This window comes from Coraliomargarita parva (assembly GCF_027257905.1).
GTDB lineage: Bacteria > Verrucomicrobiota > Verrucomicrobiia > Opitutales > Coraliomargaritaceae > Coraliomargarita_A > Coraliomargarita_A parva.
On record NZ_JAPZEI010000009.1, the window covers coordinates 1 to 22,811 of the forward strand.

Below are 22,811 nucleotides of genomic sequence, written 5' to 3' on the forward strand. Positions count from 1 at the left end.
CCGCAATGGCGTTCGGGACGAACGCCCCTACCTGTTCGGCCTTTAAATGAATCGGATTCCGTCTGTTTTGTTGTCTGCCTCGTAAGATGCAGTTGTCTTGGATATCGACATTGCAGATGAATGGTAGATGGCGGCTGTCCCCAGCCGCCATCCGCGTTGTTGCGTCGAGGGCTGATGCTTGCGTGTAACACCGCAATGGCGTTCGGGACGAACGCCCCTACCTGTTCGGCCTTTAAATGAATCGGATTCCGTCTGTTTTGTTGTCTGCCTCGTAAGATGCAGTTGTCTTGGATATCGACATTGCAGATGAATGGTAGCGGCGGCTGTCCCCAGCCGCCATCCGCGTTGTTGCGTCGAGGGCTGATGCTTGCGTGCCACACCGCAATGGCGTTCGGGACGAACGCCCCTACCACCTGGCTTGATACTTCACTTTGCCCTCAGGCTTTCGGCTGAATGGAATCGATGTTCAAGGCCAGTTTTGAAATCTGGATGCCGGCGTAGTTCTGGATCTTGTCCATGATGTAGCCCCGCAAGCGGTGGCAGGTATCGGCGGCCTCCTTTCCATAAGGCAGGGAGATGTTGATTTTCACTTCATAGCCTTCCTTGCCTTTGCGTACCCGGATCCTTTCCGCACTTAAGTCCGGTTCCTGCTCCCGCAGGCAGTGCAGGATCATTTGCACGAGGGCGTTTTCGGAGATCGTGATCTCACCGATGGTATGGTAGGCGGGGCGCACCACGGTTTTCTCGTAAGCGGCTTCGTTCTTCCCGGGGTGGATGTGCAGTGCCAGCCAGACTTTGATGGCCCGTGCGATCAGTTTTGGATAGGCTTGCTTGACCTCGATGATGGGGAGCGGAATGACATGTTTGCCCCGGACCTTTCGGTCTTCCCGGGCCGCGGCGATTTCCGCTTCAGTCGCGACATCTTCGATCCGGAAAATTTCTTCCGGTGCAGGCAGGCCCAGCGTCAGGCAGTTCCGGTGGATCATACGGTCGCTTGTGCCGAGCAGCAGGATCTTCTGGAACTTGGCTTTATTCAGTGCCGCGATCACTTCGTTGCGATGGTTCAGGTCGTTGAAGAGCGAGGTCTTGATCGCGGTTAAGTAATACTCGTCATGCTTGGCCGACCGGCCCGCCACGATCTTGCCACGGTGGATCACCAGACCGTCGTCGATGATCGCTTCGATCCCGTGGCGGTCCGCGATCAGGCGGGCCCGGAAACTTTTCCCCGTGCCAGCCTTTCCGACCAGGGCATAGACTTTGATCCCCTTCAGCATGCGAGTCTTCCGCTGGAGGCTACGGCTTATCCGGGAGATGATGGGAGTCTTGGCCACGATTGCATAAACTAACCGCTCGCCCTACGGTGTCCAATGGTAGATGTGTTTCGGCTTCAGCTCTTATGCAAGCTAATCCTTTCGATTAAAACAGCTGAAAGCTGCTGTATAGAATCGGTACCTTCGTGAATTTTGGTATTTTAAATGCATCTTTGTGGGCATGACTCATGTGCATTCACTCATGGATATCGTTCTGCAGGACGGTGGCAGTATGGCGATCGAGGATTTACGTCGTCAGGTGTATCAGGCATTCGGGCAAGATGCCCGTTTTGAAAGTTGCAGTGGTGCTTCGGGGATGAACTTCGACGAAGCGCTGGATTTCATCGTTTCCCGCGGCAAAGCGGAGAAGACCGCGACGACTTTTACCATGACGATCGCGCAACACTGCGATCACTAGGCTTGAGGCGGTTGCAGTGCCGCATAGTCGATGAAACTGTCGACCGCTTCGATCTGGGATTGGAGTTGGTCGGCTACGCGTAACTGCAGGTCGTCCGGGTGGATGGAGATGCGCAGGGGGCGGCCGCTTCGTTGTGCCCTTTTCATTTGTCGGCGGTTCCAGACGCGCAGGAATTTTTCCCGTACCGCGGTATCCGCTTCATATCCGGTCAAGGGTAGACGCAGGGTTCGCTGTTTCTGTGAGCCGGATGGAAAGCGGATGCCTGTAGTGGTTTCAATGATACGAAAGGGTACGGCGGCCAGGTCGGCTTTTTGGATGGGGCCGAGTGCCCAGGCCGGTGGCACGTAGAAATCCGGTTCGGGCAGGCCGTTGTCCGGGAACCACTGCTGTGCGCGAAGCAACAGGTCGAGGATTCCGCGGGAGTCCAAGTCGAGATGTTCGGCGACATTGCGTGAGAGGAGTGCGGCATGCAAGCGGTGGTACATCCTTCGGGGGCGGGTCTGGTGTTGCCAGCCATGGGCTGCCAACGGATGCCCCCCGGCAGAGAGTTCGCGCAGGCGGGCCAGCTGTCGGGAGGACCAAGGTTTGCCTGGAACCACGAGCAGGGTGACTGGCGGGACACCACGCGCGTTGAGCCATTTCAGGAGTTGCTCCACCCGGTCCATGGTTTCCGGCATGAGGTCGTGGATGCTGACCAGGGCTTTCATTGCGGATATCGAGTGTGTCCCGCCTCCGGCGGGCTGGCGTACTTTGCCAGAACCTCCGCCCATTGCCCGATGGTGTTTCGATTGAGTTGCTCGGCGGCGCAACGGGCGGCAAAGGCTTTCTGTTGCCAGTGTTCGGAAGGCAGGTCCAGTAGGGGGCGGAGTGTATCGGTCAAAGACGTGCTTTGGTCGTATGCGATGAGGCCCTCCCGCAGGCCGGGCCAGTCGTGGATGCCGGCGTTGGAGGAGACCACGGCGGGGCGTCCGCGGGCCATGGCTTCGAGTGCGACGGAGCCGAAGGTTTCGACCTTGGACGGGAGCAGGAGCAGGCTGGAGCTGTCGATCATATCGATCAGTTCCTCGCGGTTCATCCAGCCGCTGAAACGCAGGTTATGCAGCCCCTTGGCGGAGTCCTCCAGTTCCCGGCGGAGCGGTCCGTCGCCCCCGATAATGAATTCCACTTGGGGCAATTCCCGCGCGGCTTGCACGATCCGGTCGATGTTTTTCTCCGGCGCGAGGCGTCCGGCGAAACAGATACGGTGTATCTTTGCGGGGGGCGGCTTGATGGGGCGTGCGAGAAAGCTGCGTTGCAGGGGTGTGCCCATGACCTCGACGGAGGGTGCCCCGAGCTTCTCCACATCCGGACGCAGGTTCGAATTGTTGATCAGTACGGTGGCACTGCGGTGGCAGAGGAACTTGTTGGCGTTGCGCAGGTAGCCGTTCACGAACCACCGTGAATATTTGCTCCAGTAAATCCGGGCGAGGTGCTCGAAGTCGGTGTGGAAGGCGGTGATGAAACGGGCTCCGCTGCGTCGGGCATGGTAGAGACCGAGCAGGCCGAAAGGGCCGGGGGTGACGGCGATGACGACCTTCGGCTTGAGTGCCTTATAGCCGCGGGCGATCCGGAAGACATTGGGGGCGATCAAGCGCTGCATGGGGTCGCCCGGCATCGGTAAGGACAGCCGTGGATAGCGTACCTCCTGTAAAGGTTGAAAGACTTCAAGTGCCTCAACCTGGGGCGTGAGTTGGCTGGCCAGGTCGTGGTAGTACGCACCGGTGCCGTTGCGCTCGGGCAGGGAGTCCGAGAAAAACGCGACCCGGACATGAGCCGCCGGCAAGCGGTCATTCGTATCCGAATTCGCTTCCATGTGGAGCGCTTCGGTGGTTCCCGGGGGTGTATCCATTAGCTTGATTTCGCGGAGATTGAGCGGTCTCGGGCTTTAAGAATCAGGTCATAGCTCGGCTTTATGCAAACCTCGATTGCCTCTACATCGAGCGGGTAATCGTCGGGGGTGTGCCGGTGCTGGCTGGGGGCTCCGGGAGTCAGTGTGCGCAGGGCAGTAAGCAGGGATCCTTCGACTGGGACTTCCACTTGCCGGAGTGCCGCTTCGAGGCATTCGCCCGGTGCGCGACGAAGCTCCGCTTGTTCCACGATGCCGGCATGCTCCGGATGGGTCTGGAAGAACTCGGCCAGTGCCTTGTAGTTATGGCTGAAAATTTCAGTGAAAAGCGCCGCGGTTTGGCTGCCGTCCGGATCGGTAGCGAAAAGGCGGCGCGCGCTTTCCAGCGAGCTGAGCTGTGAACTGAGGGCGGATCGGGGCTCGCGCACGGAGAGCAGGAACTTTGCATCCGGAAAGCATGCCAGCAGGCTGCCGCACCAGCTGCCGAAAGCGGCGTTCTTTGACAAGAGGCGCTTTTCGGGCCCCGCGCAGTACAGGTGCTTTTGCAGCAGCCGCTTGTAGAATCGGCAGAGTGCTGCGCGTGGCTCGGGCGGCATCGTGTCCAGCATGCCGGTTTGTTTCAGCCAGGGGGAAAAGGGGAATGCGAGCAGCAGGATGAAGCAACTGCCGGCGGGGAGGAGCGCAAGGTAGTCTTCCTCGGGCGCGTCCAGTGCGACCTCGTGGATGGCATTGAAATCACCACTGCAGGCAAGGATCATCACATCGACCAGTTTCCGGGCCGGACTACCGATGCGCCGGTCGCACGCGGCCAGTCCCCGGATGATTTTGCGCTGCAGGATCGTGGGGGCCAGCACCGCTTCCCATGTGCTGAAACTTGTGAACTCCGGATGGGCCGCCAAGGTGCGGTGGACAAATGTCGTGCCGCTGCGGGGAATGCCTGTTACGAAGACCGGCGATTTCACCGGGGTGCGGCGATAGCCGGGAAAGAAGACCTCATCCAGCAGGAAGCAGCACCAGTGGACCAGCTGGACTGCGACGAGGAGCGGGAACAGGAGTAACAGGAAGACCAGTCTGCGCAATCCGAGGGGGGCGCCCTTGTGCCGTCCGGGGATGAGGGACTGGACGAACCATGTCAGATGCAGCCCCAGGCTTCTGCAGAAGATTCGCCACATCGCTCAGGCGTCAAAGACCAGTTTCTTGGAAAAGAAAAAATTGAAGCACATGCCGGCCATGCCGCCGATCCAGACGGCCAGAAGCGGGAGGGTGGTGGCCATCGAGACTTCGGCTCCCATCTGCTGTCCGATGAGCAGGACCAGCGCGTAGATCCCGATGTTCAAAGCGCCACCGGTCGACTGCACACTGTAGTGCCGCAGTACCGACTGCCAGAGTGCGCGGTTCACTTCGACATGATGAAAAGTGAAATACCGGTTCAGTACGTAGCCGGCACCGATCGCCGCTGCGAGTGAGAAGATCCGGCCGATGTACGCATTCACGCCGAGGCCGAGAGAGAGGTAGAGCAGGCCGGCGTCAATCACCGAGATCGTCAGCCCCACGAGTGCAAACCGGAGAAAGGTTGCCTTGTCGCTTTCCGAGCGGTGGAGCTTGCCGAATAGTTTGAGCATGACCGTGTGCTAGTAGGCGCAGCGTCCCTCAGGCGTCAAATGGTAAAAGCTGCAGACATCGGTGGCTGCGCACGCCCTAGGAACGGCTGGGGGCTTCGAATCCGCGCAGGATTTTCGCATCGGCCACCAGCGGGCCCAGGGGCAGCAGGCTTGCAACGACCAGCCATGCCGTCGTTTTGACCGACCACTTGTAGTCCAGCTGTCCGAGCCCCGCGAGCCCTACATAGGCGATCCATAGAAGGCCGTGCGCCATGCCGACCGCGCGAACCGCTTCCGGGTGGCCCCAGACGTATTTCATGGGCATCGCGATGCCGAGCAGGAGAAGAAAGGAAATGGCTTCCAATATGCCTACGGCGCGAAGCCGGTGGAGTGTGCTGTCGAATTTGAACATGGTAGATCGTGAGGGTACGGTTGGTCTCATTCGGGGACCAGTTGTCGGCTGTAGCAGGTTCCGTCCCCGTTACTGCCCAAGAGTTCCGACAAATATGGCAGCGCCGGGGCCATCGTCTCCATCAGGGTCCATGGCGGATTGATCACGATCATGCCGCTGGAGGTCATGCCCCGTCCTTCCGTGTCCGGACGGATGCCGAGTTCGTAGCATTGGATATTGCGGATACCGCTCTGTGCCAGTGACTGCTGCAGCTGCTCGATCCGGGCTCGCTCCACCACGGGGTACCATAGCAGGTAGAGGCCCTGGGCGAATTTCCGGTGTGCCGTTTCGAGGAAGCTCAGCACGCGCTGGTAGTCTTCCTTCAGTTCATAAGGCGGGTCGATCAGGATCAGGCCGCGACGTTCCGACGGAGGCAGCTGTTTGAGCACGCGTTCGAAGCCATCGGCTTTCTCGACGCCGACCCGGCGGTCGCACCCGAATTCCTCGGCTAAGAGAGCATGGTCGGCGGGGTGCAGCTCACAGAGCCGGAGTCGGTCGGCCGGACGGAGCACTGCCTGCGCGATGGCGGGCGAGCCCGGATAGTGCCTGAGCGTGCTGTCCGGATTGAAGGCGCGTACGAGCTCACGGTAACGCCGCAGGCATTCCGGCAGGTCTTCACGCTCCCACAGGCAGCCGATTCCGGTTTCATATTCCTTGTTCTTCTGGGCGAACCCGGAGTCCAGGACATAGCGGCCGGGTCCCGCATGTGTGTCGTAGTAGGCGAAGGGCTTGTCCTTCCGTTTCAGGTATTCGAGACATTCCGCCAGAATCAGGTGCTTGAGCACATCGGCAAAGTTGCCGGCATGAAAGCTGTGGCGGTAGCTCAACATGATATGACGCGCAGGCGCTGCCTGTGGCGGAGCGGCTTAGCTACCGGGCTTGACCGCCTCGGTGCCTTGCAGTTCCGGTGGGAGCTTGTCGGCTTCGTAGGTCGGGAAGCTGAGCTCGGCGAGGCTGAAGTGTGGGATGTCGAACTGGGTTTGGCCTTGGCTGCGGTCCACGATGACGCCAACTGCGACGGGCTCCGCGCCATGCTTACGGCATTGTTCGAGTGCTTCGACCACACGGCCGCCGCGGGTGATGACGTCTTCCACGATCAGTACCTTTTCGCCGGGCTCGAATTTAAAGTTGCGGCGCAGGGCGAGTTTGTCGTCCACCTTTTCAAGGAAGAGGAAACGCAGGCCCAGTTGACGTGCGACTTCCTGGCCGATCACGAGTCCGCCCATGGCTGGGCCGACGACTGTGGTGGCACCGAAGTCCTTGAGCTTTTCCACCATGAGTTCAGCCAGACGGGTGACTTTGTCCATGTACTGGCAGACTTGGGCGCATTGAAAGAAATGTGCACTGTGCAGGCCGGAGCGAAGCAGGAAATGGCCCTCGAGCAGAGCGCCGCTGTCTTTGAAGATCTGGATTACCTCGTCGTGTTGTGAACTCATGGGCTGGGAGACTGGAGGCGGATTCGTGATCTGTGAAGTGTGAATTTCATCCAAAACCGAACCGTGGAGTGCGACGTTTTTATGCTAGCGCTGACCTCGATTCTGCTTTCTCTGGTCCCATTGCGACTACCATACATCTCATTTCGACTCGCCCTTCGTCGAGCCGACGCGGGTTCCTGGGTATCCCCATGGCCGGCCCCTGCTGAACGGCCGGGTGCTGAGGCGAAGCACATCGTCACTGGCATCGTACTGGGGCGCGATCCCGCAGATGCGGATGCACGGGCGGCGCAATTGGAGGCGATGCTGGTTTAGAGGCGAATCCGCTGAAAACGGCATTGTCTTTCCCTCAGGAAACATAGGAAATAGCTGTTCCGAATGCTAAAACTCCTCCATCGCCACGTACTTAAAGAGATCCTCGTTTCCACGGGATTGGCGATGTTCCTCTTTGTCTTTGTGCTCCTGCTGGGCAATGTGATTCGTGAAATCGCGGGCCTCGTGGCCGCCGGTAAGCTCGGGTTCATGGTCTTTCTCAAGCTGGTCGGCTTGCTCATCCCCTATGTCGCCTCCTATGCGCTGCCCCTGGGCATGCTCACCGGGACCCTTATGGCCCTCGGGCGCCTCTCCTCTCAGCGGGAGATCACGGCCATGAAATCCGTCGGGGTCAGCCTCTACCGTCTGGCCTCGCCCGTCTTTCTCATTGCCTTTATCGGTATGGTTGCGGCTGTCCTGATCAACCTGCAGTTTGCACCCCGGGCCGTGGTCCTGCGTAAGCAGATCATGGCGAGTGCGGTCAGTGACAATCCGGTCGGATTCATCGAGGAGAAGCGCTTCATCAGCGAGTTTCCCGGCTATATCATCTATCTGGGCGGGCGTGACGGCAAGGTCATGAAAGACTTCTGGATCTGGGAGCTGGACGAACAGCAGCGGGTGCATTTGTTCGTGCGTGCGGCCGAGGGCGAGCTCCAGTATAATCCGGGGGACAGCTCGCTGGTGCTGGTGCTCAAGAACGGTACCGCCGAGCAGCGCTCCAGTAAGAATCCCGAGGATTTCGGTTCCGAGCCCCCGGATTCGGTCTTCTTCGAGCAGACTTCTATCGCCTTGCCGCTGGATCAGCTCTTCGGTGAGTCCAAGAAGCGCCGCACACGGGTCAGCGAGATGACTTTTTCCCAGTTGATGCAGGCGCGGGATGTAGCCCTGCAGGAGGAAGCGGAGACGGGCGAGAGTATGTCCAAGCAGCGGATGAAGGTGCAGATGCACCTGCAGGAAAACCTGGCCATGGCCTTTTCCGTGTTTTCGCTCTCCATTTTCGGGGTTCCTCTGGCTATTCAGGTCGGGCGCAAGGAAACTTATGCCAACCTCGCGATCGCGCTGGTGATCGCACTGTCCTACTACTTCCTCATGATCATGGTCAGTTGGCTGGAAAACTACCGTGGGATGCGGCCGGACCTGCTGGTCTGGCTGCCCAATATTATTTTCCAGGGGATTGCCTTGTATCTCTTCCAACGGGCGAATCGTCACTAGGTGAAACTTGTTTGCATTCAGAACCCGCCCCCGGTGGCTGTTTTGATTGAACGCTTTGGCCGCCGGCCTGGGGCCTTTGTCCTCGACAGTGCGCAAGCCAACGACGGTCTGGGCGCTTGGAGTTTTTTCGGGGCGGACCCGTTCGAGCAGCTGGGCGCTTCCGGTGAGGGGCTTGATGCACTGCGTCGCCGGATGCAGGCCTACGGGATGCGCGAGTTTGTGCCTGCAGACGACGGTCAGCGGCCGCCCTTCCTGGGTGGGGCGGTGGGCTACCTGGCCTATGACTACGGGCGGCGCCTCGAGCGGATCCCGGAAATCGCGCGTGATGACCGCCAACTGCCGGATATGCACTTCGGGCTCTACGATGGAATCGCAGCTTATCATCATGCGACGGGGCGGCTTTACCTGGTGGCTTTGGGGATCCGCGCACCGGAAGCGGAGGTCCTTCAGGAGCTTAAGACGATTGCCCTGCAGCCAGGTCCGGATGCCGGAGCCAGTGCACAGCCCTGTGAATGCGGGCCGTGGGAGTGGAACCTCTCCGAGGCCGGTTTTGGCGCAGCGGTAGAGACCGTTCGTAGCTATATCGCCAGTGGCGATGTGTATCAAGTCAACCTGTCACGACGGGGGCGCTGTACTTTCCAAGGAGAGCCACTAGCTCTTTATTGCGCTCTGCGCACCGGCAATCCGGCGCCCTATGGAGCCTACCTCGATTGTCCGGACTTTACCGTGCTCTCGACCTCGCCGGAGCAATTCCTGGCCAAGCGTGGCCGGGATCTGGTCACCCGCCCGATCAAGGGCACGCGCCCGCGTGGCACGACCCCGGTGGAGGAAGCCCGGTGGGAAGCCGACCTGCGCGGCTCCGAAAAGGACCGGGCGGAGCTGCTCATGATTGTGGACCTGGAGCGGAATGATCTAGGCCGGGTGGCGGAGTTCGGCTCTGTCTGCGTGGAGGGCTTGTATCAACTGGAGCGTTACGCCCGTGTGATCCACCAGACCGCCCAGGTCAAGGCCCGCTTGCATGCGGACAAGGATGTCTACGATGCGATTGAGGCCCTGTTTCCCGGAGGTTCTATTACGGGGGCACCGAAGATCCGCGCCATGGAGATCATCGAGGAACTGGAGCCCACCCGCCGTGGTGTCTACTGCGGGTCGGTCGGCTATATCGGTTTTGACGGGGATGCGGAATTCAATATCGCGATCCGCAGCCTGCACCTGAAGAACGGATGGCTCGACTATCAGGTCGGTGGCGGTATTGTCTGGGATTCCCGCCCGGAGAGTGAATTCCAGGAAACGGTCGATAAGGGCCGGGCGATCCACGAAACTATCGAGCAATTATGTCGGAAATCATCCTAGTCCCGCCGGGAGAGTCCTTTGAATTGAAGCCAGAGGATCCGGTCTTTGCCCATGGCCTCGGTTTGTTCGAGACGATGAAGCTCGAGGGGGGGAAGTTGTGCTTTTGGTCCGCGCACTGGACGCGACTCAGCGGATCGGCCTGCCGCTTGGGGCTGGATTGCCCGTTCTCCAGCGATGATGTGCTGGTACAGTGGCGCCGTTTTATCGAGATGACCTGTCTGCGCGATGGTATCTTGAAGCTGTCCCTTGTGCGTGCCCCGGACGGAGCGCGTCTCTTCCTCTACGCGCGTCAGGCCCACCCATGGCCGGAGTCCCTCCAGGTTCAGCTGCGCGAGGATGTGCCGGTCAACGAACGCTCCCTGCTCGCAGGGCATAAGACCCACAACTACATGGAGACGCTCCTGCTCTTCCAGCAGGTCCGCGCCGCCGGTTATGACGAGGCCGTCCGCCTGAATTCGGCGGGTGCGCTGGCCGAGGCGACGATGGCCAACCTTTTCTTTTACCACGGTGGACGGCTCTGCACGCCTTCGCTCGAATGTGGCTTGCTGCCTGGCGTGGTCCGCGCGGAAGTCATGCAACTGGCCGAGGTGAACGAGGGGATCTTTCTGCCCGAAGCACTCATGGAGGCGGAGGCTGCCTTTCTCACAAACTCGGCGATTGGTTTGCGCCCGGTCCGGGCGCTCGGTGGGCGGACGCTTCCATGGGGACCGGAGGTCTCCGGAAGCTTCGAGGCGCTGCGCAGCGCGTTCGAGGCGCACGAACAACGCACTGGCATCCAGCTCGCCTGACCGCCTGAAAGCCGATCAATTTTATCGGGCACTGGTATTATACCTCTTCTCATAATTATTGAGTATATGGTGCAGCTGATTTGCTTCACCTCGCAAGGCGGCCGGTCAGGAATGCACCTAGGTGCATGACTGTCCGGCTAACGCCGCGGGAGAAGCATATCAGCGCATCCCGCAGGGACAGGGGCGAGCTCATCGCTGGCGGCGTTGGTCGCCGCCAGCAGGGTCTCGACCCAACTGGAGGCACCCGCCTTGCCAGCAATGAGTTCGCCCTCTGCCATATGCGCAAGAATTATGAGAAGAGGTATTATTCCTCTGAATACTCGCTCGGGCGCCGGCTTTCAGCTTGTTTTTCCGACCCATGCTTTGTTTACCATCTTAATTGTGAACCACACGTTTTTCACAAACTTGCTGGAGCGTTTCGAGTCACAGACCTTGACGCGGATCCTGGCATACGGTTCTTCCAACACGGAGCGCCGGCTGCCGGGGATGCACTGGTTTGATTGTCTGGATTTGGCGATTCAACAGCGCTACGGGCGTTCACATCGCTGCATTAATTCCGGGGTCGGGGGGGAGACTTCGCGTGACTTGTTGGAGCGCTTCCCTGCGGATGCGGCCTTTTACCTGCCGCACGCGGTCTTCATTACCATCGGTGGCAACGACAGCAATCCGGATCAAAATATGGATCTGGAGGAGTTCGAAGCCAACTTGCGCGAGCTCTGGCGGCGTTTCGATGCCATCGGTACCCAGGTCTGCTTTCAGACCTACTATGCGCTCGATACGGATGGCAGTGAGCGCTTTCTCAAGTACGAGGCTTTTGCCGAAGCGGTGCGCTGGGTCTGCGAGGATACCGGCGCGGCTCTGGTGGACCATCTGCACCGCTGGACCCCCCTGAGACTCCTGCATCCCGAAATTTATCGTCCGCTGATGACCGATCCGTTGCATGTGAACGAGCGTGGGAACAAGGTCATGGGGGTGGATTTGGCCCGTTGCTTCGGCCTGGAGCTGGAGCCCGATCCGGCGGTCTGGGGCGAAGCCTTGAAAATCCAGTCTCTGATGGACGGTCTGGGCAGCAAGGCCTACGCCTAGGTTTTTTCAGCGGGACTGAAGATACGTTCGACTTCCTGGGTCGCGGATAGTTCGTCTTCACCGTCGCATTCCAAGTAGAGCGCGGTGCCCATCGTGGCGCAGAGCGCTATGATGCTAAGTATATTACGTAGATCGGCACGCCTTTGGCCAAGGCGGAGTTTGAGGGTCGATTTTGAGCGCCGGGCGACTTTGACCAGCTCGGCTGCGGGGCGCAGGTGCAGGCCTTCTTCCCAAGGCACGACAACTTTGGTAGTTTTCATCGAATACTCATGACCTTTCCAGAGGGGCTTTGTTCATTCATCAGGGTATTAATTTGCACTCATGCAAAAGGGCGGGAAGGTCACCTCGGTCTCTGCAAAAATACCAGAATTTTGTCGAAGTAGTATTCGGGCGCGAGACTGGCTCGCACGCTACACCCGCATGGGTCCTGTGTGGATCGTTTGTGAAGATCCGGAAATCATCCGGTCTGTATTCTCAATCGTGGCTCAATCAAAGAGCAGTGGCGTGCGAGCTTGCTCGCGCCGGCGTCTTGCCCGCGAATATGTTCCGGCTCCGGATCGAGGGCTAGCTTGCAAAAAACGACGGGCTGGATGAAATATATACGTATGCCGAAACAGACTTATTGGACCCCGCGACGCACGCTTCCCCTTGGTCGGCGGACCTATATCGTAGGGATCCTGAACCTGACCCCGGATTCCTTTTCGGATGGCGGACAATATGCCTCCGACGATCTGGCCGTGCAGCATTTTCATGCCATGGTTAAAGCCGGGGCGACGATGATTGATGTGGGCGGCGAATCCACCCGCCCGGGCTATGTGCCGGTCACGGCTGACGAGGAAATGGCCCGCGTGGTCCCCTTGATCGAGGCGGTGCGGTCCCAGACGGATGTGCTCATTTCAGTCGATACCTCGAAAGCGGAGGTGGCGGATGCGGCCCTCGCTGCCGGGGCGGATATCGTCAACGATGTTTGGGGCGCGCAGAAAGACCCCGACATGGTCGATGTGATTGCCCGGAACGAGGCGCCCTGCATCCTCATGCACAACCGCCCGGCCGAAGAAGCAGGCACCGGTGACGTCATGGAGTCCATTATTCGCTTCCTCAAGAAATCGGTGGCTCTGGTCTGTGAGGCGGGGCTCCGGAAGGATGCCATCTGCCTGGATCCGGGGCTGGGCTTCGGCAAGACCTACGAGGAGAACTGGGAGGTCATCCGCCGCCTGCCTGAGCTGAAAGCCCTGGGCTATCCGGTCCTGCTGGGTGCCTCCCGCAAGTCCATGATCGCAAAGCTGCTCGACCTGCCGGATCCGGCTGACCGGTTGAGCGGTACCTTGGCGACGACCGCGCTCGGCATCCAAGCGGGGGTTGATTTCATTCGGGTCCACGATGTGCTGGAGAACAGCCAATGTGCCAAAGTAATGGATCATTGCCTTCGTTATGACCAAAGAGATTAAAATCGTCAGTGAAGATTCGGTGCCGGTGGCGTCCGAGACATCCCCGAAGGGCGCTTACAGCCTGGAACGCCGGCATATGTCGGTCGCCTTGGGCGGCATCCGCGATGTCGGGCTCTGGGGCGGCGGGCATCCCTTCGACGTGGAGCGTGCGGCCCTGCCTCCGGGAAAGAAGAACTACCCGCTGCATGCGCATGCCGCCCAGTGGGAGCACTATATTTTCCTTTCGGGCAGCGGCCAATTGATCGGGGCCGCCGGCGAGCGGCGCGCGGTCCGGGCCGGCGATCATGCCGTCTGTCCGCCGGGCACGGCCCACCAGCTGGAGAACGACGGCGAGGTGCCTCTGGTTTACTATTTGATCGCGGACCACCATGTGGCCGATGTCGTCACCTACCCCGACACGGGCAAGCGCTTGCTCGTGCCTGAATTCAAGCTGGTCCGATACAAAGAGGTCGACTACTACGAGGGTGAGGAGTAGGCTCCGCGTCTTTTGATTCACCGCACGTCTTATGAACTCAGCCAAGATTGAACTTCGTAACCTAGCGTTCTTTGCCCGGCACGGGCTGATGAAGGAGGAGGCCAAGCTCGGCCAGCGTTTCCGTGTGGATGTTCAGGTAAAGCTCGACCCCGCCCTCGACCTGCAGTCCGACAGCGAGGCGGAAACCATTAACTACGTCGATCTCTACGAGACCGTGAAGCAGACCTTCGAAGGCACGCGGTTTAATTTCATCGAGAGCTGTGCCGATACCATCGCACGCAAGATCCTTGAACGCTTCGAAAAGGCACTTGAGGTCACGGTCAAGGTCAAGAAGCCTTCGGTGCCGGTGGATTGTATCTGTGATTACTTTGCGGCGGAGGTGACCCGATGCCGCTGAGCAAGGCCTATTTGGCCTTGGGGAGTAATCTTGGAGACCGTCTTGCACAGATGCGCGAAGCGCTCCGTTTGCTCGAGGCCCGTGGCTCGATCCTGATCAGCCGTGTCAGCCGTATCTACGAAAATCGGGCGGTCGGCATGGGAGAGGCGGATCCTTTTCTCAATGCCGTGGCGGAAGTGCGCACTTCGCTGGATCCAGAGGCGCTGTTGGATGCCTGCCTGGAGACGGAGAACCGCCTGGGACGCGTCCGCACGGGTGTGTGGGCACCGCGTACGATCGATCTGGACGTGCTGGCCTATGGCGAGACGGAGCGCGACACCGAGCGACTGCAGCTTCCGCATCCCCGGATTGAGCAGCGCGATTTCGTGCTTCAGCCGATCGTGGATGTTGATCCGGCCCTCGTCATCCGTGGGCGTACGGCTGCCGCATGGCTCGAGAATTTGAACGAGGTCGACCTGACGGTCCGGGACCTTCATCTCTGGCCCTTTGCCTCTGTCAATATGATCGCTGCGGTGGCGCGGAATCGGGTGATCGGCATCAATGGAGACCTGCCTTGGGATTTGCCGGAGGACTGGGATATTTTCCTGAAAAAGACATTGGGTGGGACCCTTGTCATGGGGCGGATTAGTTTTCTCGGCATGCTTCGTGAGCCCAGCTGGCGGGAGGACCGCTGTTATGTCGTGGTGACCAGCCAGCCGGAGGCTGTGGCCGAATACGGGGTACGAACCGCTGCCTCGGTCGAGGACGCGCTCCACATCGCCCGTGACGACGGCCGGCCGGTCTGGATCTGCGGGGGCGAGCAAATCTACAGGGAGGCCATCCCGCTCTCCGGGAAATTTCACCTCACTTCCATCGGTATGGATGTCGTGGGTGATACCTATTTCCCCGACTATGCCTGTGATTTCAAGCGAACCGAAGCCGAGGTCGAATCGGGGGATGACAACTTGCACTACCGCTTTACAGTTTTGGGCCGATGAAACCCTCTGTTGAAATCGAATACTGCCCCGGTTGCCGCTGGCTCCTGCGGGCCGGATGGACGGCGCAGGAGCTCTTGACCACCTTTGAAAAGGAACTCGGAGCGGTCACCCTTAAGCCCTCCGAGGTCGGCGGACGCTTTCTGGTCACCCTGGACGGGCAGGCGGTCTGGGACCGCAAGGCCGAGGGGCGCTTTCCCGAAATGAAGGAACTCAAGCAGCGCATTCGCGATCGGATCGCACCCGACCGCGACCTGGGGCACAGCGATACTAAATAATAGTGGATGTCTGATTTCGAGGATTGTCGCCGAAACAATATCTCCAAGCGCGAGCAAGCTCGCACGCCACGCTGATCTACGGGCGTTTGGGAGAATGTGGAAGATTCAGGCAGCCCCTGAGCTATGCCGAGAGTCCTCTCGATGGGGGCTCAACGAAGAAAGTAGTGTGCGAGCTTGCTCGCGCCGGTGTCGTGAAAACCTGCTGTACGATCTCTTCTTGAAGCCTACGGATTCGGGAGACGCTAATACCTCTTCTCATAATAATTGCGCAATAAGCTACACCATTTACGCAAGAATTATGAGAAGGGGTATTACAAATCGGTTTGCGTTTTCGGTGCCTTTTTGCGGCGATTCATTCATGACCAACGCGATTACCCAACAGGTCCTGGTTGCCGCCGAAAAACTGGCCGACGATGTCGATGCCCTGAGCTTTGCCGAGCCCACCGCTTTTGTCTATAATCCGCTCCGCTATGCCTGGTCGGGCCATCGCAGCTACATCGAGCAACATGCCGGTTCGGTCAAGAAAGTCGTCTTTCTGGGCATGAATCCCGGTCCTTTCGGCATGGCGCAGTGCGGGGTGCCCTTCGGCGAGATCGACTTGGTCCGCAATTGGGTCGGTGTGGATACTCCCATCGGCAAGCCGCTGCACGAGCACCCCAAGCGCCCGATCGACGGCTTCGACTGCACCCGAAGCGAGGTCAGCGGGCGTCGGCTCTGGGGTACATTCAAGGAGCGCTATGGCAGTGCCGCCGCCTTTTTTAAGGACCACTACGTCGCCAATTACTGCCCGCTGGTCTTCATGGAGGCCTCCGGTAAGAACCGCACCCCCGACAAAATGCCGGCTTCCGAGGTGGCGCCCCTCTATGCCGCCTGCGACGAGCACCTCCGTGCCATTGTCCAAGCCATGCAGGCGGAATGGGTTATCGGTGTCGGCGCCTTTGCCGAAGGCCGCGCCAAGGAGGCGCTGGAGGGAACCGGGACCAAGATCGGCCGTATTCTCCATCCCAGTCCCGCCAGCCCGGTGGCCAATCGTGGCTGGGCCGAGCAGGCAACCAAGCAAATGGAAGCCCTCGGGCTTTGGTAGATCCTGGCATTGCCACGCGCTGATGGGGGCGCTTTACTGTGCGGAGCCCCTTGAAAACACTGCTTGTGCTTTCTTGAAAAGCATGCACTGTCACGCCACTTTTTTCGTAACGACCGCTCCGGAGGATGTGCAGGCAATGTCGCGTGCCGGGTTCTTGGGCAGCTACAAAGACCGCTATGCAAACGACATTTTCCGATCTGGGCCTGAAGCCCGAACTTCTTGAGGGGATCCAACGACTTGGCTTCGAGTCCCCGTCTCCTATCCAGGCGCAAACCATCCCCGTCGCCCTCGAGGGCCACGATATCGTCGGCCTGTCGCAGACCGGCTCCGGCAAGACCGCCGCCTTCGGCCTGCCGGCGCTTGAGTCCATCGACCTCGACATGAAGGCCGCGCAGGTTCTCATTCTCTGCCCGACCCGCGAACTAGCCGTACAGGTCTGTGAGGAAATTCACCGCCTGGCTTCCGCACTCAAGGGCCTGGAGGCCGTCGCCGTCTATGGCGGCGCTCCGATCGACCGCCAGATCCGCGCCTTGAAGAAGGGGGCGCAAATTGTGGTTGGCACCCCCGGTCGCGTGATGGACCATCTGAAGCGCAAGACCTTCCGCACCGATGCAGTCCAACTGTGCATCCTCGACGAGGCCGACCGTATGCTCGACATGGGCTTCCGCGAGGACATGGAGGTCATTCTGGGTGCCCTTCCGGAGGAACGGCAGACGCTCTTCTTTTCCGCCACCATGAACAAGGGCGTCACGCAACTGATCCGTGCCTTTAGCCAGGACCCGGTTGAGATCTCGATCGAGCGCAAGGCCCTCACCGTCGAAACCATCGAGCAAAGCTACTACGAGGTGCGTAGCCGTTCCAAGCTGGAGGTGCTGAGCCGTTTGCTCGATATGGAAACCGACCCCCGCGGGATTGTTTTCTGCAATACCAAGCAGCTGGTCGAGGAGGTCTGCGAAGCGCTGGCCCTCCGCGGCTATGTCGTCGACCGTATCCACGGTGACATTACGCAGGGCAACCGCGAGCGTGTAATCAAGAAGTTTCGCGATGGCTCGGTCGAGCTGCTTGTCGCCACCGATGTCGCCGCTCGCGGCCTGGATATCGACGATGTGAGCATTGTCTTCAACTACGACCTGCCTTATGACCCCGAGGACTATGTGCACCGCATCGGCCGGACCGGCCGCGCCGGACGCCATGGTAAGTCCATCACCTTTGTTTACGGCCGGGAGATCTACCGTCTCCAGGAAATCGAACGCTATACCCGGCAGATCATTCGCCGTACCCGGATTCCCTCCCAGGAGGAAGTCGAGGGCCGCCGCGCCGATATGGTCTTCAACCAGGTGCGCGACCTCCTCGAGTCCGGCAAGTTCACGAATTACGAGCATCTGGTGGACCGCCTGCTCGACGCCGGCCACATGCCCACCGATATCGCCAGCGCGCTCTTTGATCTGCTTCGCCGTCAAGACGGTCGTGGTACCGAGTCCATCGAGGAGGACCACGAACCCTTCCTCGAGGAACTTCCCAAGAAGGGCGGTAAGAAGAAGGGCAAGTTCGGCAAGAAAACATGGGACCGTCCGAAACGCGACAAGTTCGCCGACAAGCCCAAGCCTTTTAAGCCGAAGGCCGACAAGAAAGCCGGCAAACCCTTCAAGCCGAAGTCTGAATTTGTCGGCACCCCGAAGAAGAAGCCCGCCAAACAGGCAAAGGAGGCAGCGACTTCCAAACGCCGTTTTAAACGCCCGGACTAGTACACTGGGACCCTCGTCCTGCTGCGTTGCGTGGTATTATTAATATATAAGATCCTGTGCCAGGTGACGGATTTGTTTATGCTCTATCGAACCTGTCGCTTTAAAGTCTCAATTTGCTGGGATAATTCCGCGTGACGCTGGTAATTATGTTCCGGGAGTTCCACACGTACCATTGGCTTCCCGTTGCATTGCGGTCCATTCGGAGGGATCGTTCTGACATAAAGTGACTCACGTTCTTGAATGAGTGAGTCCAGCTGTTGTTTCAAACTGGATTGGTTTGAAACTGATGGTTTGTTTACGGGAAGTTTTAGAAGCGGCTCTCCCTTAAAGATTTTAAGTACACTCAAGCCTGCGTAGATGCAAAAGATTGTGATAACCAGGCGCTTCATGTTCTTAGAATAATTGAAGAAACGTTTAAAGTCCCTGTGTTAAAATACGCAATTACTTTGTGGAAGAACTGCCTGATTCGAGACGTGTGCGAGCCATTCGCCCAGTTATGTTATAATCTAATATAATCTAAGGGACAGTCTTGAAAAAACATTTGAAAATAGCGTTAGTCTGTGATTGAGTTTTCTTATGCGGACGCGACGACTGAAGGTACATGGACGCCCGGCAGTGTATCACTGCATGACGCGTACGGTGAATGGGGAACCGCTTTTCAAGGATCGGGAGAAGGAGGTGTTGCGTAAGATGTTGTGGCAGGTGGCGGATTTTTGCGGTGTTGAGGTTCTGACCTATTGCGTGATGTCGAATCACTTTCATGTGTTGGTCCGGGTTCCCGATTTGATAAGAATTACAGATGGCGAGCTGATGCGTCGTTACCGGGTGTTGTATCCGAAGCCTACGAAATACCAAGCCGAGTCGGCAAAGGTGATGGAGCGGCAATTGCAGGAAGGGGGCAAGGAGGCGGATGCGATTCGCATTAGGCTACAGGCGCGGATGGGGGATGTTTCCGAGTTCATGAAGGCGGTAAAGCAGCGCTTTTCCGTCTGGTATAACCGAACGCATGAGCGTTATGGCACACTGTGGTCGGAGCGTTTCAAGAGCGTGCTGGTTGAAGGGCGGGGCAACCCTCTGCAGACCATGGCGGCTTACATTGACTTGAATCCTGTGAGAGCCGGATTGGTGGACGATCCGAAGGATTACCGTTTCTGTGGCTATGCGGAGGCGGTGGCGGGTTCGGGCGGGGCCCGCAAGGGCTTGAGCCGGATCTGGTCGGACCGTGTCGCTGGTATTCCGGAAGCACTCCGGTCGCATCGGGCTTTGATTTTTGGCAAGGGCTCTGCGCCGGCGGAGGGAAAACAATCGATCGACCGGAAGAAAGCCTTGAAGGTCTTGGAAAAAGAGGGTGCCGTCTTGCCAAAGGCAGCAATTCTGCGCTGCCGGGTGAGGTATTTCTCCGACGGTGCGATTCTGGGGTCCAAAGCGTTTGTAAAGGGCTATGTGGACGCTTGGCAGATGGAGCGGGGACGCCAGCGGCCGCCCAAACCTTGCGACTTGCAGGGGGCTGACTGGGGCGATTTGGCGGTCATTCGCGGACTGAGACGACAGATATTTGGGTAGTTTTTATGCGGACGCACCATTTTTCCGCAAATTGAGCGCTTGACAGGGGGCGGGGTAGTCGGCTTTTTCTGCTGCTTCCTTTTTTAAGGAGGCCGTTTTCGGCGAAATGCCAGGGTAGCTCAGTGGTAGAGCAGAGGACTCATAAGCCTTTGGTCGGCAGTTCAAATCTGCCCCTTGGCACCACTTTATAGTCAACGACTTAGGAGATTTTCCTAAGTCGTTTTCTTTTGTCCGGGTGTTGCGTAAGTTCTTGATAATTGACCCGTTCTGGGCCTTTTGTTGATTGTGTCATGGTTTCGGTTTTGTTCCTGTACTCAAATTTTGCATCCCTACCACAAGCCGTTATAAGTAGGGACAGGCTGGATGTTTAAGTGATCAGGGTATTTTTGAGCTGTCGCTCTGTATTTTATATTTCTGCAACTGTCCTATCTGTTTTTTGCGGGGAATCTTGATACGGATATTTTTCGGAATAATGTTTTCGTCTGTGAGTAAATGCGTTAGTGTCCGGGTTTATCCCTCTTGACCCTGAATCGTATGCACCGCAGCCGCACCGGCAGTTGTCTTGCGATGACCTTTACGGGCGCATGGATGCCGTGCCCCTCCGAAACACTACTGTCTATAACCTCAACCCGACGCATCATGAACGATCCCGAATCGAAGTGCCCCGTACCGCATGGGGCGAGCGCATCTGCCGGCAAATGCCCGGTGATGCATGGCGGCAACACCTCCGAAGGGCAGGAGCCCATGCACTGGTGGCCGAATGCCCTGAACCTCGACATCCTGCACCAGCACGACTGTAAGACCGACCCCATGGGGGCGGGCTTCGACTACCGCAGCGCGGTGCAGGCGCTGGATTATGAGGCCCTGAAAAAAGACATGCACGCATTGATGACGGACAGCCAGGACTGGTGGCCCGCGGACTGGGGGCACTACGGCGGCCTGATGATACGGATGGCCTGGCACGCGGCCGGATCATACCGGATTTCCGACGGTCGTGGCGGGGGCGGTACGGGCAACCAGCGGTTTGCGCCGCTGAACTCCTGGCCGGATAATGCAAATTTGGACAAGGCCCGTCGTCTACTCTGGCCGATCAAGAAGAAGTACGGCAACCGGCTTAGTTGGGCGGACCTGATCATTCTGGCGGGGACCATTGCCTATGAGTCCATGGGGCTGAAGACTTTCGGCTTCGGGTTCGGCCGTGCGGACATTTGGCACCCCGAGAAAGACACCTACTGGGGGGCGGAGAAGGAATGGCTGGCGCCGAGTGACGAGCGCTACGAGAATGTGGAGGATCCCTCTACGATGGAGAACCCGCTGGCTGCCGTGCAGATGGGACTGATCTATGTCAATCCAGAGGGGGTGAACGGGAAGCCGGATCCCCTGAAGACGGCGGCACAGGTCCGTGAGACTTTTGCCCGTATGGCGATGAACGACGAGGAAACTGTGGCCCTGACCGCGGGTGGACACACGGTGGGCAAGTGTCACGGCAACGGCGACGCGAGCCTGCTCGGGCCGGATCCGGAAGCGGCGGGCCCGGAAGACCAGGGGCTCGGCTGGCTCAACAAGACCAAGCGTGGCATCGGGCGCGATGCGGTAACCAGCGGTCTTGAAGGGGCTTGGACGACGCATCCGACGCAGTGGGACAACGGCTACTTTTATCTGCTGCTGAATTATGAGTGGGCCTTGACCAAAAGTCCGGCCGGGGCCTCTCAGTGGGAGCCGGTGGACATCAAGGAGGAAGACAAGCCGGTTGATGTGGAAGACCCGTCCATTCGCCATAATCCGATGATGACAGATGCGGACATGGCGATGAAGATGGACCCGGTGTACCGAGAGATCGCAGAGCGTTTTTACCGGGACCCCGACTACTTTGCCGAGACCTTCGCCCGCGCGTGGTTCAAGCTGACGCACCGCGACATGGGGCCGAAGGTGCGCTACCTCGGGCCGGATGTGCCGGCGGAAGACCTGATCTGGCAGGATCCGGTGCCAGCGGGGGCCACCTCCTACGATGTCGATGCGGTGAAAGCGAAAATCGCCGCGAGCGGGCTCGGAATCAGCGAGATGGTTGCCACGGCATGGGACAGTGCCCGGACCTTCCGGGGCTCCGATATGCGTGGCGGGGCCAACGGGGCGCGTATCCGTTTGGCGCCATTCAAGGATTGGCCGGGCAATGAGCCTGACCGTCTGGCCAAGGTGCTGTCCGTGCTGGATCCAATCGCAGCCGGGGCCGGTGCGAGCCTGGCCGATGTGATCGTCCTCGCCGGCAATGTGGGGGTCGAGCAAGCTGCTGCGGCGGCGGGGCATTCGATCGTGGTTCCCTTTGCACCCGGTCGCGGGGATGCGACCGCGGAAATGACCGACGCCGAGTCCTTCGCGCCGCTGGAGCCGATCCACGACGGATACCGCAATTGGGTGAAGCAGGACTACATCGTAAAGCCGGAGGAGCTGATGCTCGACCGCACACAGCTCATGGGGCTGACCGCGCCGGAGATGACGGTGCTCGTGGGCGGTATGCGTGTGCTTGGCACGAATTACGGAGGCAGCCGACACGGCGTGTTTACCGACCGCGAAGGTGTGCTGAGCAACGACTTCTTCGTCAACCTGACCGATATGGGCTACATCTGGGAGCCGTCGGGGAGCAACGAATACAAGATCCGCGACCGAAAGACCGGTGAAGTCAAATGGACGGCCACCCGTGTCGACCTCGTTTTCGGCTCAAACTCGATCCTGCGTTCCTATGCCGAGGTGTATGCGCAGGACGACAACCAGGCGAAGTTCGTCGAGGACTTTGTTGCGGCCTGGACGAAGGTCATGAACGCGGACCGATTCGATCTGCAATAATCATACGCCCAAGTGGGCCGTACTATGAGCATCGGCGCCGGTTCCTTTTGGGGACCGGCGCTTCTGTTATAGATATGCTATTAGGGACAGTCTGCAAAATCTGGCAGAAACCGGGTTGTGTGAACGGCGGATATAATAGGGGACAGGCTAAAGAAGA

Annotated in this window: 24 protein-coding genes and 1 tRNA gene; 16 read left to right on the top strand and 9 right to left on the bottom strand. The window is 59.0% G+C overall.

Annotated elements, in window-relative coordinates; genetic code table 11:
- Positions 1-437: 437 nt before the first annotated feature.
- Entirely contained in the window at positions 438-1,331 is an 894-nt protein-coding gene (locus tag O2597_RS13470; RefSeq protein WP_269525688.1) for a hypothetical protein, read from the bottom strand.
- Between the two features lie 160 nt (positions 1,332-1,491).
- Here O2597_RS13470 and O2597_RS13475 point away from each other — a divergent pair, with 160 nt between their 5' ends.
- The gene (locus O2597_RS13475; RefSeq protein ID WP_269525690.1) at positions 1,492-1,728 is read left to right on the top strand and encodes a DUF2492 family protein; all 237 of its coding nucleotides are present in this window, start codon (positions 1,492-1,494) and stop codon (positions 1,726-1,728) included.
- On the opposite strand, the gene O2597_RS13480 is transcribed toward O2597_RS13475, so the two are convergent.
- From O2597_RS13480 to pyrE, 7 genes are all read right to left on the bottom strand, one after another.
- On the bottom strand, positions 1,725-2,435 hold the full coding sequence (locus O2597_RS13480; protein ID WP_269525692.1) for a polysaccharide deacetylase family protein: 711 nt from the start codon (positions 2,433-2,435) through the stop codon (positions 1,725-1,727). The genes O2597_RS13475 and O2597_RS13480 overlap by 4 nt on opposite strands.
- Positions 2,432-3,616 carry a glycosyltransferase gene (locus O2597_RS13485; protein WP_269525693.1) on the bottom strand — a complete coding sequence of 395 codons (1,185 nt, stop codon included), beginning with the start codon at positions 3,614-3,616 and terminating at the stop codon, positions 2,432-2,434. The genes O2597_RS13480 and O2597_RS13485 overlap by 4 nt, the downstream gene beginning before the upstream one ends.
- On the bottom strand, positions 3,616-4,785 hold the full coding sequence (locus O2597_RS13490) for a sulfotransferase (RefSeq protein WP_269525695.1): 1,170 nt from the start codon (positions 4,783-4,785) through the stop codon (positions 3,616-3,618). The genes O2597_RS13485 and O2597_RS13490 overlap by 1 nt, the downstream gene beginning before the upstream one ends.
- Positions 4,786-4,788: 3 nt before the next feature.
- Positions 4,789-5,235: a GtrA family protein gene (locus O2597_RS13495; RefSeq protein ID WP_269525697.1), complete on the bottom strand. Its 447-nt coding sequence runs from the start codon at positions 5,233-5,235 to the stop codon at positions 4,789-4,791.
- Positions 5,236-5,311: 76 nt separating this feature from the next.
- Entirely contained in the window at positions 5,312-5,626 is a 315-nt protein-coding gene (locus O2597_RS13500) for a DUF3817 domain-containing protein (protein WP_269525699.1), read from the bottom strand.
- 26 nt (positions 5,627-5,652) lie between these two features.
- Entirely contained in the window at positions 5,653-6,495 is an 843-nt protein-coding gene (locus O2597_RS13505; RefSeq protein ID WP_269525700.1) for a 23S rRNA (adenine(2030)-N(6))-methyltransferase RlmJ, read from the bottom strand.
- Between the two features lie 36 nt (positions 6,496-6,531).
- A complete protein-coding gene (pyrE, locus tag O2597_RS13510; RefSeq protein WP_269525702.1) occupies positions 6,532-7,101 on the bottom strand; it encodes an orotate phosphoribosyltransferase in 570 nt (189 codons plus the stop codon).
- Between the two features lie 120 nt (positions 7,102-7,221).
- Here pyrE and O2597_RS13515 point away from each other — a divergent pair, with 120 nt between their 5' ends.
- The 5 genes from O2597_RS13515 to O2597_RS13535 all read left to right on the top strand — a co-directional run bounded on the left by O2597_RS13515 (position 7,222) and on the right by O2597_RS13535 (position 11,849).
- Entirely contained in the window at positions 7,222-7,413 is a 192-nt protein-coding gene (locus O2597_RS13515) for a hypothetical protein (protein WP_269525704.1), read from the top strand.
- Between the two features lie 63 nt (positions 7,414-7,476).
- Positions 7,477-8,622 (top strand): LptF/LptG family permease, encoded by a 1,146-nt coding sequence (locus O2597_RS13520; protein WP_269525705.1) that lies wholly within the window; start codon positions 7,477-7,479, stop codon positions 8,620-8,622.
- Between the two features lie 33 nt (positions 8,623-8,655).
- The gene (pabB, locus tag O2597_RS13525) at positions 8,656-9,975 is read left to right on the top strand and encodes an aminodeoxychorismate synthase component I (protein ID WP_269525707.1); all 1,320 of its coding nucleotides are present in this window, start codon (positions 8,656-8,658) and stop codon (positions 9,973-9,975) included.
- Entirely contained in the window at positions 9,957-10,763 is an 807-nt protein-coding gene (locus O2597_RS13530) for an aminotransferase class IV (protein WP_269525709.1), read from the top strand. Before pabB ends, O2597_RS13530 begins: the two co-directional genes overlap by 19 nt.
- Before the next feature lie 381 nt (positions 10,764-11,144).
- A complete protein-coding gene (locus O2597_RS13535; RefSeq protein ID WP_269525711.1) occupies positions 11,145-11,849 on the top strand; it encodes an SGNH/GDSL hydrolase family protein in 705 nt (234 codons plus the stop codon).
- Here O2597_RS13535 and O2597_RS13540 read toward each other — a convergent pair.
- Positions 11,846-12,109 (bottom strand): HPr family phosphocarrier protein, encoded by a 264-nt coding sequence (locus O2597_RS13540; protein ID WP_269525713.1) that lies wholly within the window; start codon positions 12,107-12,109, stop codon positions 11,846-11,848. The genes O2597_RS13535 and O2597_RS13540 overlap by 4 nt on opposite strands.
- Before the next feature lie 345 nt (positions 12,110-12,454).
- On the opposite strand from O2597_RS13540, the gene folP reads away from it, so the two are divergent.
- From folP to katG, 10 genes are all read left to right on the top strand, one after another.
- Complete coding sequence (gene folP, locus O2597_RS13545) at positions 12,455-13,297, top strand: dihydropteroate synthase (protein ID WP_269525715.1); 843 nt, start codon at positions 12,455-12,457, stop codon at positions 13,295-13,297.
- Positions 13,281-13,772, top strand: coding sequence for a cupin domain-containing protein (locus tag O2597_RS13550; RefSeq protein ID WP_269525717.1), 492 nt, complete (start codon positions 13,281-13,283; stop codon positions 13,770-13,772). The genes folP and O2597_RS13550 overlap by 17 nt, the downstream gene beginning before the upstream one ends.
- Positions 13,773-13,803: 31 nt before the next feature.
- The gene (folB, locus tag O2597_RS13555) at positions 13,804-14,169 is read left to right on the top strand and encodes a dihydroneopterin aldolase (protein WP_269525719.1); all 366 of its coding nucleotides are present in this window, start codon (positions 13,804-13,806) and stop codon (positions 14,167-14,169) included.
- Positions 14,160-15,146 carry a 2-amino-4-hydroxy-6-hydroxymethyldihydropteridine diphosphokinase gene (gene folK, locus O2597_RS13560; protein ID WP_269525721.1) on the top strand — a complete coding sequence of 329 codons (987 nt, stop codon included), beginning with the start codon at positions 14,160-14,162 and terminating at the stop codon, positions 15,144-15,146. Before folB ends, folK begins: the two co-directional genes overlap by 10 nt.
- Positions 15,143-15,421, top strand: coding sequence for an Rdx family protein (locus O2597_RS13565; protein WP_269525723.1), 279 nt, complete (start codon positions 15,143-15,145; stop codon positions 15,419-15,421). The genes folK and O2597_RS13565 overlap by 4 nt, the downstream gene beginning before the upstream one ends.
- A 358-nt stretch (positions 15,422-15,779) precedes the next feature.
- A complete protein-coding gene (locus tag O2597_RS13570; protein ID WP_269525725.1) occupies positions 15,780-16,505 on the top strand; it encodes a uracil-DNA glycosylase family protein in 726 nt (241 codons plus the stop codon).
- A gap of 176 nt (positions 16,506-16,681) precedes the next feature.
- Positions 16,682-18,250 (top strand): DEAD/DEAH box helicase, encoded by a 1,569-nt coding sequence (locus O2597_RS13575; protein WP_269525727.1) that lies wholly within the window; start codon positions 16,682-16,684, stop codon positions 18,248-18,250.
- A 576-nt stretch (positions 18,251-18,826) separates the two neighbouring features.
- Entirely contained in the window at positions 18,827-19,813 is a 987-nt protein-coding gene (locus tag O2597_RS13580) for a transposase (RefSeq protein WP_269525729.1), read from the top strand.
- 108 nt (positions 19,814-19,921) lie between these two features.
- Positions 19,922-19,996 (top strand) — tRNA-Met (locus O2597_RS13585).
- A gap of 456 nt (positions 19,997-20,452) precedes the next feature.
- Positions 20,453-22,654: a catalase/peroxidase HPI gene (katG, locus tag O2597_RS13590; protein ID WP_269525731.1), complete on the top strand. Its 2,202-nt coding sequence runs from the start codon at positions 20,453-20,455 to the stop codon at positions 22,652-22,654.
- The last annotated feature ends 157 nt before the right edge of the window (positions 22,655-22,811 follow it).

Excerpts from the sequence above, each read along its gene's own strand:
- pyrE (WP_269525702.1), bottom strand. The coding sequence starts at position 7,101 with ATGAGTTCACAACACGACGAGGTAATCCAGATCTTCAAAGACAGCGGC.
- O2597_RS13575 (WP_269525727.1), top strand. The coding sequence starts at position 16,682 with ATGCAAACGACATTTTCCGATCTGGGCCTGAAGCCCGAACTTCTTGAG.
- folK (WP_269525721.1), top strand. The coding sequence starts at position 14,160 with ATGCCGCTGAGCAAGGCCTATTTGGCCTTGGGGAGTAATCTTGGAGAC.
- O2597_RS13550 (WP_269525717.1), top strand. The coding sequence starts at position 13,281 with ATGACCAAAGAGATTAAAATCGTCAGTGAAGATTCGGTGCCGGTGGCG.
- O2597_RS13480 (WP_269525692.1), bottom strand. The coding sequence starts at position 2,435 with ATGAAAGCCCTGGTCAGCATCCACGACCTCATGCCGGAAACCATGGAC.
- katG (WP_269525731.1), top strand. The coding sequence starts at position 20,453 with ATGAACGATCCCGAATCGAAGTGCCCCGTACCGCATGGGGCGAGCGCA.
- O2597_RS13570 (WP_269525725.1), top strand. The coding sequence starts at position 15,780 with ATGACCAACGCGATTACCCAACAGGTCCTGGTTGCCGCCGAAAAACTG.
- O2597_RS13495 (WP_269525697.1), bottom strand. The coding sequence starts at position 5,235 with ATGCTCAAACTATTCGGCAAGCTCCACCGCTCGGAAAGCGACAAGGCA.
- O2597_RS13490 (WP_269525695.1), bottom strand. The coding sequence starts at position 4,785 with ATGTGGCGAATCTTCTGCAGAAGCCTGGGGCTGCATCTGACATGGTTC.
- O2597_RS13580 (WP_269525729.1), top strand. The coding sequence starts at position 18,827 with ATGCGGACGCGACGACTGAAGGTACATGGACGCCCGGCAGTGTATCAC.
- O2597_RS13505 (WP_269525700.1), bottom strand. The coding sequence starts at position 6,495 with ATGTTGAGCTACCGCCACAGCTTTCATGCCGGCAACTTTGCCGATGTG.
- O2597_RS13530 (WP_269525709.1), top strand. The coding sequence starts at position 9,957 with ATGTCGGAAATCATCCTAGTCCCGCCGGGAGAGTCCTTTGAATTGAAG.
- O2597_RS13475 (WP_269525690.1), top strand. The coding sequence starts at position 1,492 with ATGACTCATGTGCATTCACTCATGGATATCGTTCTGCAGGACGGTGGC.
- O2597_RS13565 (WP_269525723.1), top strand. The coding sequence starts at position 15,143 with ATGAAACCCTCTGTTGAAATCGAATACTGCCCCGGTTGCCGCTGGCTC.
- O2597_RS13485 (WP_269525693.1), bottom strand. The coding sequence starts at position 3,616 with ATGGATACACCCCCGGGAACCACCGAAGCGCTCCACATGGAAGCGAAT.
- O2597_RS13520 (WP_269525705.1), top strand. The coding sequence starts at position 7,477 with ATGCTAAAACTCCTCCATCGCCACGTACTTAAAGAGATCCTCGTTTCC.
- folP (WP_269525715.1), top strand. The coding sequence starts at position 12,455 with ATGCCGAAACAGACTTATTGGACCCCGCGACGCACGCTTCCCCTTGGT.
- folB (WP_269525719.1), top strand. The coding sequence starts at position 13,804 with ATGAACTCAGCCAAGATTGAACTTCGTAACCTAGCGTTCTTTGCCCGG.
- O2597_RS13540 (WP_269525713.1), bottom strand. The coding sequence starts at position 12,109 with ATGAAAACTACCAAAGTTGTCGTGCCTTGGGAAGAAGGCCTGCACCTG.
- O2597_RS13500 (WP_269525699.1), bottom strand. The coding sequence starts at position 5,626 with ATGTTCAAATTCGACAGCACACTCCACCGGCTTCGCGCCGTAGGCATA.